At 71.4% G+C, this 12767-nt stretch carries 10 protein-coding genes; 4 read left to right on the plus strand and 6 right to left on the minus strand.

The window, feature by feature from the left end; translation table 11 throughout:
• Positions 1-2: 2 nt before the first annotated feature.
• The 4 genes from LRS14_RS29615 to LRS14_RS29630 all read right to left on the minus strand — a co-directional run bounded on the left by LRS14_RS29615 (position 3) and on the right by LRS14_RS29630 (position 4720).
• The gene (locus tag LRS14_RS29615; protein WP_052736378.1) at positions 3-980 is read right to left on the minus strand and encodes a HupE/UreJ family protein; all 978 of its coding nucleotides are present in this window, start codon (positions 978-980) and stop codon (positions 3-5) included.
• On the minus strand, positions 977-1834 hold the full coding sequence (locus LRS14_RS29620) for a peptidyl-prolyl cis-trans isomerase (RefSeq protein ID WP_046113855.1): 858 nt from the start codon (positions 1832-1834) through the stop codon (positions 977-979). Before LRS14_RS29620 ends, LRS14_RS29615 begins: the two co-directional genes overlap by 4 nt.
• A gap of 101 nt (positions 1835-1935) precedes the next feature.
• A complete protein-coding gene (locus tag LRS14_RS29625) occupies positions 1936-4170 on the minus strand; it encodes a hypothetical protein (protein ID WP_046113854.1) in 2235 nt (744 codons plus the stop codon).
• Between the two features lie 103 nt (positions 4171-4273).
• Positions 4274-4720, minus strand: coding sequence for a copper chaperone PCu(A)C (locus LRS14_RS29630; protein ID WP_257802123.1), 447 nt, complete (start codon positions 4718-4720; stop codon positions 4274-4276).
• 143 nt (positions 4721-4863) lie between these two features.
• Here LRS14_RS29630 and LRS14_RS29635 point away from each other — a divergent pair, with 143 nt between their 5' ends.
• The 3 genes from LRS14_RS29635 to LRS14_RS29645 all read left to right on the plus strand — a co-directional run bounded on the left by LRS14_RS29635 (position 4864) and on the right by LRS14_RS29645 (position 8825).
• Positions 4864-5505, plus strand: coding sequence for a 2OG-Fe(II) oxygenase family protein (locus LRS14_RS29635; protein WP_257802124.1), 642 nt, complete (start codon positions 4864-4866; stop codon positions 5503-5505).
• Positions 5506-5511: 6 nt separating this feature from the next.
• On the plus strand, positions 5512-8118 hold the full coding sequence (locus LRS14_RS29640; protein ID WP_257802125.1) for a spermidine synthase: 2607 nt from the start codon (positions 5512-5514) through the stop codon (positions 8116-8118).
• 68 nt (positions 8119-8186) lie between these two features.
• Positions 8187-8825, plus strand: coding sequence for a PEP-CTERM sorting domain-containing protein (locus LRS14_RS29645; RefSeq protein WP_257802126.1), 639 nt, complete (start codon positions 8187-8189; stop codon positions 8823-8825).
• Between the two features lie 69 nt (positions 8826-8894).
• Here the strand turns inward: LRS14_RS29645 and LRS14_RS29650 are convergent, their stop codons facing one another.
• Positions 8895-9995 carry a hypothetical protein gene (locus tag LRS14_RS29650; protein ID WP_257802127.1) on the minus strand — a complete coding sequence of 367 codons (1101 nt, stop codon included), beginning with the start codon at positions 9993-9995 and terminating at the stop codon, positions 8895-8897.
• Positions 9996-10070: 75 nt separating this feature from the next.
• Positions 10071-10976: a flagellin gene (locus tag LRS14_RS29655; protein ID WP_257802128.1), complete on the minus strand. Its 906-nt coding sequence runs from the start codon at positions 10974-10976 to the stop codon at positions 10071-10073.
• Positions 10977-11197: 221 nt separating this feature from the next.
• On the opposite strand from LRS14_RS29655, the gene LRS14_RS29660 reads away from it, so the two are divergent.
• Positions 11198-12760 carry a class I SAM-dependent methyltransferase gene (locus LRS14_RS29660; protein ID WP_257802129.1) on the plus strand — a complete coding sequence of 521 codons (1563 nt, stop codon included), beginning with the start codon at positions 11198-11200 and terminating at the stop codon, positions 12758-12760.
• The last annotated feature ends 7 nt before the right edge of the window (positions 12761-12767 follow it).

Consider the following 12767-nt stretch of genomic DNA (forward strand, 5'->3'; position numbering starts at 1 on the left):
CTTCAGGCCAGGATGCTGACCACGCGGCCGATGGCCCAGTAGGCGGCCACGCCGCCGATGCCGTACAGCGCCGGCGTGCGGGCCCGCTGGAAGGCCTGCACGCCACGCAGCAGCCGCCAGCCCACATAGGCCAGCGCCACCACCAGCAGCTGGCCCAGCTCCACGCCCACGTTGAAGGTGAGCAGCGCCACCAGCAGGTGGTTCTCGGGCAGGCCGATCTGCTGCAGCGCGCCAGCGAAGCCCAGCCCGTGCACCAGCCCGAACAGGAAGGCCACCAGCGCCGGCCAGCGGCGCGACAGCGTCTGCCGGTTGTGCAGCGCCTCGCCGGCCACCAGCAGGATGGACAGCGCGATGGTGGCTTCCACCGGCGGCGAGCGCAGCGTCAGCCAGCCCAGCGCGCTGGAGGCCAGCGTCAGGCTGTGCGCCAGCGTGAAGGCGGTGATGGTGGTCACCAGCCGCCGGTTGAAGCCCACCAGGAACAGCAGGCTGATGACGAAGATCAGGTGGTCGAAGCCGGCCAGGATGTGCTCCACGCCGAGCAGCAGGTAGGCGCGTGCGATCTCGCCCATGCCGCGCGGGTCGTTGGCGGCGCCGTACAGCTGCACCGTCGGCTGGCCGGTGGTCAGGGTGTAGACGCGGGTCTGGCCGTCCAGCCAGGTCACCTTGACCATGGCCGCCGAATAGCGCTCGCCCACGCCTTCCATGCCCAGCGTGCCCTGCAGGCCGCCGGGGCCGCAGCGCAGCAGGTTGGCTTCGGCGCGGCAGCCATCGGGCCATACCGGCCGCAGGTCGTCGTTGGCGCCGCGTTCGCGGGCGGTCCAGTTCCACAGGAACTCGCCCTGCGTGGTCTCGCGCAGCGCCATCTCGGCCATCGACATCTCGTGCGCGCGGGCCGGCGTGGCGGCCAGCGGGCCCAGCAGGGCCAGCATCGCCAGCGCCGACAGCAGCGCCGGCAGCAGGCCTCTCAGCAAGCGGATCATGGTGCGTCGGCCTCGATCTTCACGCTGTACTTCTGCGCCAGCGCCCGCACGGCGGCGGTGCGGCGCTCGGCCATCACCTGGTCGGTCCAGTCCTGCAGCACAACGCCCTGCAGCGCCTGGAAGTCGGCCGGCTGGGCCGGGCTCACGGCCTGCAGCTGCATCACGCGCCAGCCGTCGCGGCTTTGCAGCGCGCGCCAGGCGCCGGTGGGCGCGGTCTCCAGCGCCTTGGCGAAGTCGGCGCCGTAGGTGTCCACCAGGTTGGCATGCGGCCGGCCCTTGAACACCCGCAGGCCGGCATCGGCCTGGCCGGGCGTGCCGGCATTCAGCGCATCGGCGAACGCCCGGGCGGTCGATTCGCTCATGTCGGTGAGCACGGCTTCCTGGAAGTCGAAGCGGGCCGGCTCGTCGTACTTGTGGCGGTGGGCCTCGAACCAGGTGCGCAGCGTGTTCTCGTCGAACACGGGCGGCTTCACGTCGGCTTCCACCACGCTCAGCGCCTTGAAGATCACCCGCTCGCGCAGGGCCTTGTCGCCGCGGTCCACCTGCATCGCCAGGCCTTCGCGGTACAGCACCTCGTTGTCCAGCCAGGCCTGGCGCAGCGCCTTCATCTCCGCCTCGTTCGGTGCGCGGCCGCGCGACGACTGGAACAGCTGCCGCGCCTCGTCGTCCACCGCACGGGTGACGACGATGGTGCGCGGGTCGTCCGTCTGCGAGACGAGGTAGTGATCGACGCCGAACAGCACGGCGCCGATCAGCACGAAGTGCAGCAGCGGCTCATGCAGCCAGCCCGGCAGCGGGCGCCGCGCGGTGGGCTCGGCACGCGGGGAAGGGGGCGGTCGCAGGGTGGTGGTCATGGTGGAAACAGCAGGATTCACAAGCGAAAAAGCGCGCCGCGCGGTGTGGCCGCGCGGCGCCTGATATCGGTCGGAGGGCGGATGGGCCGCCCCCCAGGGCCTTACTTGACGCCGGCCACGGCGGTGGCGCCGCTCACCTCGATGTAGATCGGGTTGCTGTAGAACCAGAGGTCGGCCCAGGCCGCCACGTCATAGGCCACGTACTTCTGGCCGTTGACCACCGGCAGGTGCGCCGGGCAGCCGTCGATGTCGGCACCGGTGTACACCACGTCGTTGCCCGGCACCTTGGTGCCAGCCACCGTGCAGGCGATGCGCAGGTTGGCCTCGTTGCTGGCGTTGGTGTGGATGTCGGCCAGCGGGTTGCCGTTGGCATCGGTCTCGTACGGCACGCCGGCCGGCAGGTTGCTGCCGCGCAGGCGCAGGTACTGCGAGGCACGCACCGCCGGCACGCGGAAGCTCATCTTCTTGAACTCCGCATCGCCGGCCACGGCCGACCAGGTGGCGTTGTTGAAGGTCCTCATCACCGCGGCCGTGGTGTTCTTGGCCGCGGCCGGCACATTGGCCATCACCGGGTTGCGCAGCCAGTCGTTGGGCCACTGGCCGGCATAGTCGGCCGCGCCCGGCTGCTTGTAGCCGCCGACCATGCCGCGAATCACGTCGATGTGGTCCAGCACCGGCATATTCAGCGGCTGGTTGATGCCCACCTGGGCCAGCGACGGGTTGTTGAAGGTGTAGGGCGAGTAGCTCTTGCCCGCCGGGTCGCGCGCCACGATGGCCACCACGATCTCCGCACCCGGGCGCACCACGAGCTTTTCGCCCATCGTGGCGCAGCCGGGCACGTCGGTGTCGGTGTTGGCGCGGGCGGCGTTCACCGCCAGGGCTTCCACCGCGGCATTGGTGCGGGCACCGATGCCGGGGTAGGAGGCGCAGGCCACGAAGGCCAGGCGGTCGATCAGCTGGCCGCTGGCGGCGAAGCTGTTGCCGGTGCGCAGGCCGTCGACGATGGCTTGCGGGCGCAGCTTGGGATCGGTGCCGTTGCGCACCATCACGAAGTCGCGCTGGTATTCGCCGGGGTAGAAGTCCTGCGTCGAGCGACGGTCGTCCGGGCCGAAGCTGCCGCGGTTGTGCCAGTCGGAGCTGGCGAAGAACCACCAGTTGCGGCCTTCGCCCAGCAGGGCGTCCCACACGCCGCCCACTTGCGAGGCATACACGCCGGTGCCGCCCCAGGTGGTGCCGCCCACCGAGTCGACGCGAACGCCGCCGATGCTGTTGCGGTCGGGCGAGTACTCGCCGCGGTTGTCGGAGGCGCCGTGGCCCGGCTGCGACTCGAAGCCGAACGCGACGCGCGGCGCCACGTTGTTCATGTTGCGCAGGTGCTCGACGTTGAAGCCGTTGTTGCCGTCCGGGTTGAAGGGGCCCGCGCGCTCCAGGTGGGCCGGCACGTAGTAGCTGCCGTTGGGGTGGTTGGCCGCCATCCACTTCAGGCCTTCCAGGGTCTTGGCATGGCCGCGGTTGCCCACGCCTGCGCCGCTGGCGGGCACCAGCTTCTGCGCTTCCACGCTCCAGTCGGGGCTGCTGCTGTTCAGGCTGCCCGGCACGGCGCAGTTCCAGTTGTTGCCCACGTTGCCGCCCAGCACGGTGTTGCCGCGGCTGGTGTCGGTGTCGTTGCGGTCGAAGCAGTATTCCCACTGCGACAGCGCCGTGGCGTTGCCCAGCGGGGTGTAGCCCTTGGTGGTGGGCAGCTTGGCGGTGTCCAGCGCGGCCGGCATCTGGCCGGTGATGACGGAGGCCGAGACGTGCTCATGGCCCGGCGCCACCGATTCGATGCCCATGAACATCGGCTTGTTCTTGTAGGCCGCCAGGTACTCCAGCACCGGGTACTGGAACTCCTGGATCGACTGCCAGCGCCACATCACCTGGCTGGGCGCATTGCCCTGCACGCGGCCCTTGGGCTGCACGGCGGGGTTGCTGTTCTGCCAGGTGGTGGTGGGGCCTTGCAGCTCGCCGCTGGGCGAGGTGGTCACCGGGTAGGCCGGCGTGGCCAGGCTGGCGTCTTCCACCAGCGTGCAGTTGCGGTTGCCGCTGCCGCCGTGGCCGGCCTGGACGAACCAGTCCAGGCCCCAGGGCGTGTCGGTCTTGTCGGTGCTCTTCTTCACCAGCTTCTGCATCGAGGTGGAACCGTCGGAGCAGGTGGTGTGGTTGTGGAAGTCGCCGGTGACGTAGGTGCCGGCGGGCTTGGCGGCCTGCGCGGTGCCGGGGGCGGACACCAGGGCGCTGGCGCCGAGTGCCGCGATGGCCGCGAGGGCGATCGGGGCCTTGCTGTAAACAGGGTTCATCAACTTCTCTCCTCTGTCTTGCGTTGTGCGGGGTACCTTGAAGGGCCGGGCGATGCTAGGCAGCGGTGATGACCGCGGCATGACGCCGGCGCGGCGTCTTCGCTCACATGAAGCGCGCGTAATCGATGTTCAGCGTGGCGGCCACTTCGCCGCCGTGCTCGAACACCAGCGTCAGCGGGTAGCTGCGGCTGACCTGCAGCGGCTGCTTCAGGCCCGTCAGGCGGAGGAAGGTGCGGTCCTCGCGCAGCCAGGTCTCCTCGCCTTCGGGGATGGCGAAGTCCACCGCCGGTTTGGCCTGCGTGCCGCCGATCTCGGCGCCGGTGGCCACCGGGGTGCGCACCGCCACCAGCCGGTCGGCACGGGTCACCTCGTCGAACTTGATGGTGACCACGGCGCTGGTCTCGCCCGGGCCGGTGGCGCGGGTGTTGGGATGCGTGATGCGCAGGTTGGGCGCGAAGTACTCGCAGGCGCGGGCCGCGGGCAGCAGGCCGGCCAGGCCGAGCGCGCAGCCCGCCTGCAGCAGGCCCCGGCGGTGGAAGCGGTGGTTCATCGGGGGTACTCCTTGGTTGCCGGCACGCTAGGCCGCGCTGATGACGGCCCGATGACCGCCGCATGACAGCGCTGGCCGCACTGTCATGCGGCTGTCTTGAAGCGCTCCTACAGTCCGCCGCCACACCCGAAGGCAGATGGCAGATGGCAGGTTCAGGCTCCACCGAAGAGGTGATTCCCCTCTTTCCCACGCCCTTCATGCGCGTGGCCGGTGCGCTGGATGCAGCCCTGGTGCGCGGCCTGGTGGAGCACTTCGGTGCGCAGGCCGCGGTGCGGAACAACGCCAGCGATGCGCTGTCCCACACCGCCATGCTGCGCCCCTCCGACAGCCCGCTGCTGGGGCTGGTGGCCGCCGCCATCACGCCGCGGCTGGCCGGTTTCGGCGCGCTGATGTTCGGCGAGGCGCTGGGCTGGTCGCTCAAGGAGATGTGGGTCAACGTGCTGGAGACCGGCGGCCGCCAGGCCATGCACAACCATGCCAACAGCTTCATCTCCGGCGTGGTGTACCTCACGCCCACCCATCCGGAGTCGCGCACGGTGTTCATGAAATCGCCGGGCGGCCACGACTTCAGCTTCAAGAACGACCATGCCGGCAGCAGCACCGGCCCCTTCAGCGCGGACAAGTGGATCAGCCCGCAGCCGCAACCCGGCGACCTGGTGCTGTTCCCCAGCTACCTGATGCATGCGGTGCCGCCCAATCCGGGCGAGCAGCGCATCACCCTGGCCTTCAATGCGATCCCCACGCGGCTGGATTCGTGGGGCTACCGCATCGGCTTCACCGGGTGAAACCACTTGTCTAGACAGGCTGCGGTCCTCGAGGTGCCGGCGCTGGCCGGCACCGGCCTGCGCTGGCGCCTGGCGCTGGCGTTGATGCTGGGCTCGGGCGCCTCCGCGCTCGGCCTGCAGATGGTGTGGACGCAGCAGGCCGCGCTGTGGCTGGGCCACGAGAGCGCCGCGGTGCTGGCGGTGGTGGCGGCGTTCTTCGGCGGCCTGGCGCTGGGGGCGCTGGCGCTGGGCGGGCGCATCCTGCGCAGCCGCCGGCCGGCGCTCTGGTATGCCGGCTGCGAGGCCGTGATCGGCGGGTGGAGCCTGCTGCTGGCCCTGCTGATGGCGCCGGCCGCCAGCGCGATGCTGGCCGCCGCCGGCCCGCAGCCTTCGGCCGCCTGGCAGTGGGCGGTGGCCTTCGGCGGCTGCTTCGTGCTGCTGCTGCCGGCCACCGCAGCCATGGGCGCCACGCTGCCGGCGATGGAACGGGTGCTGGCGCCGCTGCGCGAAGGCCCGGGCGCGCGGGCCGGGTGGATCGCGGCGCTGTATGCGGGCAATACCTTCGGCGCGGTGCTGGGCGTGCTGGCGGTGGCCTTCTGGGCCGTGCCGGCGCTGGGGCTGCTGCGCAGCGCGGCGCTGTGCGCCGGCCTCAACCTGCTGTGCGCCGCGCTGGCGTGGACGGTGTTCGATCAACGCGCTGCCGCCCCGGCCAGCGCAGGCTCCGCAGCCGCCGCCCGGCCAGAGGCGCGCCGGCTGCAGTGGCTGCTGGCGGCCACCGGCCTGCTGGGCATCGGCTACGAAGTGCTGGCGGTGCGCGTCATCAGCCAGGTGACGGAGAACACCGTCTACACCTTCGCCATGCTGCTGGCGGTGTACCTGGTGGGCAGCGCCGTCGGGGCGGCCGCCTATGGCCGCTGGCGCCGCAGCGGGCCGGCGCAGGACGCGCTGCTGCGCGGCCGTCTGCTGGGCGCGCTGGCCGCCACCTGCCTGCTGGGCACCGGTGCGCTGTACGGCGCGCCGGGGCTGCATGCCGCGGTGCTGGCCGCGCTGCAGGGCACCGCAGGCAGCATGGCCGCGGCGCTGGTGGCCGAGGCGGTGCTGGCGCTGGCAGCCTTCGGGCCACCCACGCTGGTGATGGGCGCGCTGTTCAGCCACCTGGGCACCGAGGCCGGGCGCCTGGGCATCGGTTTCGGCCGCAGCCTGGGCATCAACACACTGGGCGCGGCGGCGGCGCCGCTGCTGCTGGGCGTGCTGGCGGTGCCGGCGCTGGGTGCCAAGGCCACGCTGCTGCTGCTGGCGGCGGCTTACCTGGCGCTGGCCGGCCGCGCCGCCTGGTCCGCCGCCTGGGGCTGGGTGCTGCTGTGCGCCGGTCTGCTGGTGGCGCTGGCGGCGCCGCCGCTGCGCTTCGTGCAGGTGCCGGAGGGCGGGCGCATCGTGCAGCTGGCCGAAGGGCCGATGGCGGTGGTGAGCGTGGTGGAGGATGCGGCCGGCGTGGCCCGGCTGCGCATCAACAACCGGCAGCAGGAGGGCAGCAGCGACAGCCTGGCCGCCGATGCCCGCCAGGCGCTGCTGCCGCTGCTGCTGCATCCCGCGCCGCGGCAGGCGCTGTTCCTGGGGCTGGGCACCGGCGTCACCGCGGGCTCGGCCGCGCAGGATGCGGGGCTGCAGGTGCGCGCGGTGGAACTGCTGCCGGAGGTCATCGACGCGGCCGGCGAATTTGGCCGCCGCGTGTTCGGCCAGGCCACGCCGCCGCGGCTGCAGTCGGTGGCCGCCGATGCACGCCGCTTCGTGCGCACCGATGGCGGCGCCTACGACCTGATCGTGGCCGACAACTTCCATCCCGCGCGCAGCGGCAGCGGTGCGCTGTACACGGTGGAGCACTTCGCGGCGGTGCAGGCGCGGCTGGCACCGGGTGGCCTCTTCTGCCAATGGCTGCCGCTGCACCAGCTGGACCTGCCCACGCTGCGCAGCATCGTGCGCAGCTTCCATGCGGTGTACCCCGGCGGCTGGATGCTGCTGGCCACCCACAGCCTGGACACGCCGGTGGTCGGCCTGCTGGCGCGCCAGGGTGGCGGCGGCTTCGGCGTGGCGCAGGTGCAGGCGCGCATGGCGCAGGCGGCGCTGCCGGCCGCGCCCGCCGCCTTTGGCCTGCCGGATGCCTGGTCGGTGCTGGGCAGCTTCGTGGCCGGGCCGGCCGCGCTGGGTGCCTGGTCGGCCGGCGCGCCGCTGAACACCGACGACCATCCGGTGGTGGCCTATGCCGCGCCGCGCATCACCTATGCGCCCGATTCACGGCCTGCACAGCGGCTGCTGGCGCTGCTGCAGGCGCTGGATGCGCAGCCGCAGGAGGTGCTGGGCAGCGCGGCGCCCGCCACCGACGCGGCGCGCCTGGCCGCCTACTGGCGCGCACGCGACGGCTTCCTGCAGGCCGGGCAGGGCGTGCGGCCATCCGCCGACGTGAGGCAGATGTTGGACCAGGTGCGCGAGCCCTTGCTGTCGGTGCTGCGCACCAGCCCCGACTTCGAGCCTGCCCGCCTGCCCTTGCAGCGCATGGCCGATGCATTGGCCGCCACCGATGCGCAGGCCGCGCGGCAGTTGCGGGATGAACTGCAGGCGACATGGCAGGGGCGATGAGCAAACTGTCACGAACCGTCCCTAGACTGGATTCGAGCGTTCCAAATCATCATGAGGAGAAGTTGTTCATGAAGCGTCTTGCCATCCTTGCCGCGCTGGTCGCGGCCACCGCGCCGGCCCTGGCCGCCAACCCCGTCACCCTGACCTTCGAAGGCGTGGGCGACTACGGCACCTCGGTCAACGAGTTCTACAACGGCGGCACCAGCGGCGCCGGCAGCACCGGCACCAACCACGGCGTGTCGTTCACGTCATCGATGCTGTCGCTGACCAACGATGCCCTGGGCCCCTACTTCAGCAATGCCCCCAGCGGCGGCACCGTGGCCTTCGTGTTCGGCGAAACCGCCTATGTCAACGTCGACGCCGGCTTCAGCGGCTACCTGTCGCTGTACTACTCGTCGTCGGCGATGCTGAACAACAGCATCAACATCTACTCGGGCCTGAACGGCACGGGCGACCTGCTGGCCTCGCTGAGCCTGAACGCCAATGCCACCGCCGGCTGCAGCGACACGGCCTTCTGCAACTGGGAGAAGACCAGCGCGGTGTTCGCCGGCGTCGGCAAGTCCATCTCGTTCGCCGATGCCAACAGCGTGGTCGCCTTCGACAACGTGACGCTGGCCCCGGTGCCCGAGCCCTCGACCTATGCACTGCTGGCCGGTGGCCTGGGCATGGTGGCCTTCGTGGCGCGCCGTCGCCGCAACATCGGCTGATCCGCGGCCAAGGCCAACTCGAACAACGCCTGGCGCGCCTGGTGCGCGCCCGCTGGAGCCGGTGGCCGGTCAAGCCACGGGAGGTTCCGGCTTCACAAGCGCCTGCGCATCCACCGGTGTCACCACCGGCGGTTGCGCAGGCTCTGTTTTTTCAGCGGCGGCCAGCAGGTCCACCTGCTGCAGCACGAGCACGATCTCGGCCGCCGCGCGGAACAGCGCGGGCGCCAGCAGCACCGCCGTGGGCGGCAGCTGCAGCGGCGCATTGTGGAAGGCGGCGCCGTGGCCGGCACCGCGTTCCAGCCGCCAGCGCAGCAGCCGCAGGCCGGCCTGGCCGAGCGCTGAGGTGAGGGCCGGCAGCGCGGCCTGCACATAGGGCAGGGCGCCGGCATCTTCCACCGCCACCGCCAGCCACACGCCGCCGTGGGCCAGCTGCAGCTGCAGCACCAGCCGGCCCAGTGTGGGCAGTGCCAGCGCCAGCCGCAGCGCGGGCAGCTCGGCCTGCTGCGGCGGGGGCTGTGCATCTTCCGGCTCGGCCTGCACCAGGCGCAGGCCCACCGGCAGGCCGTTCCAGGCATGCAGCAGGTAGCCGAGCTTGTCGGGCGTGAGGCCGGGCAGCACCGGCGCCTGTGCCCCCGGCACGGCATGCTGCGCCGCCATCGACTGGGAAGCCGCCAGCGGCAGCAGTGCCAGCGCCGGAAATTCCGCCGTGGCCCAGGCCGGCGGCGCGGCGGCAGGCCGCGGCCCACGCGCGGGTTCGGCCGCGCGGGCCAGGCCGCGGTCGCCGCTCAGCACCTGGGCCCGCCAGGCGGCGGCCAGCGGCGCGGCCGGTGCGCCGTTGGCGCGCAGCAGCCGGGCTTCCGGCGGCACCAGCGTGGCGGCCAGCGGGGCAGGCAGGGTCTCGCCTTCGGCCGCGGCCTCGCCGAAGGGCGCGGAGGTGCCGCGGCGCTGGCCGTCGCGGTCGGCGGCCGCGGCCAGCAGGTGCGGCGGCAGCGCGGGGGCCATCGAGGCCAGCGCGCCCAGCGTGGCATCGCTGAGCCCGCCGGGCGCTGCCGGACGGGCCGCCGGCGCGGGCTGCGCGGGCGCGGCGGCCGGTGCCGTCTCGCGCGCGGCCGGCCAGGTGGCGGGCACGCGGGCGATGGGCGAGATGGCGGGGATGCGGTGGGCGGCCATGGAATGTGAAAAAGCCAGCCCGGCAAGGGCTGGCTTTCAGGAGCGGGGCGGTGTGCGCCTCCGGTTCCGGGTGGCTTAGTTCAGCAGCGACAGGGCCAGCTGGCTCATGCTCGACGACTGCTTGAGCATCGAGGTGCCGGCCTGCAGCAGCAGCTGCTTGCTGGTCATGTTGGCGGTTTCGCTGGCGAAGTCCACGTCGGTGATGCGGCTCTTGGCAGCGGCCGTGTTGGTGCTCATGTTCGACAGGTTGTTGTACACGTGGTCCAGGCGGTTGGAGGCCGCACCCAGCGACGAACGCACCGTCGAGACATCCTTCAGCGCGGTGTCGATCAGCGCGATGGTGGCGTTGGCGGTGGCGGTCAGCTGCGTGCCCACGCTGGCCGAGGTGGCGGTGGAGTCGTAGGTCGAGCTGATGGCGCCCAGCGAGCCGCTGTCGGCGGTCAGGCTGTTGGCGGCGGTGGCGATGTTGACCAGCATCGTCTCGGTGTTGGCCGCGCCGATCTGGAAGGTGACGCCTGCGGCGGCCGAGAACTTGGCTACCGACATGGCACCGGCCGAAGCGCCCGTGCCGAACAGCTTCTCGCCAGCGAACGAGGTGTTGGAGACGATGTTCTTCAGCTCCGAGCCCAGCGCGTCGTACTCGGCCTGCATGGCGGTCTTGTCGTCGGCGGTGGCCGAGCCGTTGGAGGCTTCGGTGGCCAGGTCCTTCATGCGCAGCAGGATGTTGGTCACTTCGTCGAAGGCGCCTTCGGCGGTCTGCATCATCGAGATGCCGTTCTGGGTGTTGCGCATGGCCACGCTCATGCCGCGGGTCTGGGCTTCCAGGCGGGTGGCGATCTGCAGGCCGGCGGCGTCGTCCATCGCGCTGTTGATGCGATAGCCGGTGCCCAGGCGGGTCAGCGAGGTGGACAGCGCGCGCTGGGTGTTGCCCACGGCGTTGGTGGTGGACAGGGCGGCGGAATTGGTGTGCAGGCTCAGCATGGGGGTACTCCGGGTGAGTGGTCGCGTTGTCGCGGTGTGGGGTCACGGGCTTGCATCGCCCTCACCGGTACAAGGCGGCGGGGCGGGCCGGCGGCTTAAGCGCCGGCGTGCACGGCGTTGAAAAACCGGCCAATCGGCCCGTTGATCGAGGCATACGTCACGGCCTGCGCTGCCTAAAGTCCCCGTATCCCGCGCCAAGCCGCGCCCAACAAGCCTTCGTCATGCACCTGCCCCCGGTACACCTTGCCATCATGCAGCCCGCGGGCTATGTGCATTCCCTGGCGTTCCTCGATCACGCCCGCTACTTCCGCTATCAGTTCCGCCGGCTGGGCGCCCAGGTCACGCTGGGCAAGAACCGGCTGCGCGAGGACGCGGTGAACTTCGTCTTCGGCGCGCACCTGGGCTTCGCGCCCGAGCTGGCCGATCGCCACGACTGCGTCTTCGTCAACCTGGAGCAGCTGGGCGCCGGTGGCGCGCAGGTGGACCCGGCCTACCTGGCGCTGCTGGCCCGCAGCGCGGTGGTGGACTACGACGCCGCCAACATCCCCGCCTATTCGCAGCAGCCCGACGACGTGCCGGTGGTGCCCTTCCTCCACGCGCCCTATCTGGGCACCGCAGCCACCGGCATCCCCGCGATCGCGCTGGAGGACCGGCCCATCGACCTGCTGTTCTTCGGCAGCATGAACCCGCGCCGCAAGGCCTTCCTGGACCGCGTGGAGCGCAGCGGCGCCCAGGTGGCCGTGTTCGACCATGCGGTGTACGGCGACGAGCGCGATGAATTCATCCGCCAGGCCAAGGCAGTGGTCAACTGCCATTTCTACGAGACCAGCCGCTTCGAGCAGGCGCGGGTGTTCCAGTGCCTGTCGCTGGGCACGCCGGTGATCTCCGAGCGCAGCGAGCGCACCCAGCCGCCGCAGGCCTTCGAGCAGTCGGTCACCTGGCTGGAGAACGAGGCGCAGCTGGACCGCTTCTTCGCCGAGACCTTCAACACCCCGGCCTGGTTCGAGGCCGCCCGCGCGCAGCTGGACAACTTCGCCAGCTACGACCCGCTGGAAGGCTATGCCGACGTGCTGGCCTTCGCCGCCGGCTACCGCCAGGTGCGCCAGGGCATGCGCTCGATGGAGCCGTGGCAGCCCACCCGCATGAACTTGGGCTCGGGCAAGGACTACAAGCCCGGCTGGCTGAACGTGGACATCCTGGCGCAGGCCCGGCCCGACGTGGTGCTGGACCTGGGCCAGCCCATCGAGCTGCCGCTGCAGCTGCCCACCTGCGGCGGCGGCCAGGTGCTGCTGCAGCCCGGCAGCCTGGAGGCGGTGTATGCCAACAACGTGCTGGAGCATGTGCCCGACCTGCCGCGGCTGATGACCAACGTGCTGGCTTTGCTGAAGGACGGTGGCGTGTTCGACATCGAGGTGCCCTACGAGAAGGCGCCCACCGCCTGGCAGGACCCGACGCACCTGCGGGCGCTCAACGAGAACTCCTGGGTCTACTACATCGACTGGTTCTGGTACCTGGGCTGGTTCGAGCACCGCTTCGAGATGGCCGCCTCCGAATGGCTGGACCTGCAGCTCAAGCCCTGTGCCAAGGAGCAGGCCGCCTTCATGCGGGTGAAGCTGCGCAAGACGGCCACCACGCTGCGCGAGCGCACGCTGGCCCGCACCATGCAGGCCGACTTCGGCGGCGTTCCCGACGACGGCGTCGATGGCATCGCCGCGGAGGCCCTGCAGGTGGTCTCGTACGTCGAGGCGATGGACCACCTGCACGACAGCGTGGCGGCGGCCTGATGTCCGG

The organism is Aquincola sp. J276 (assembly GCF_024700035.1).
In the GTDB taxonomy this organism is placed as follows: Bacteria; Pseudomonadota; Gammaproteobacteria; order Burkholderiales; family Burkholderiaceae_C; genus Aquincola; species Aquincola tertiaricarbonis.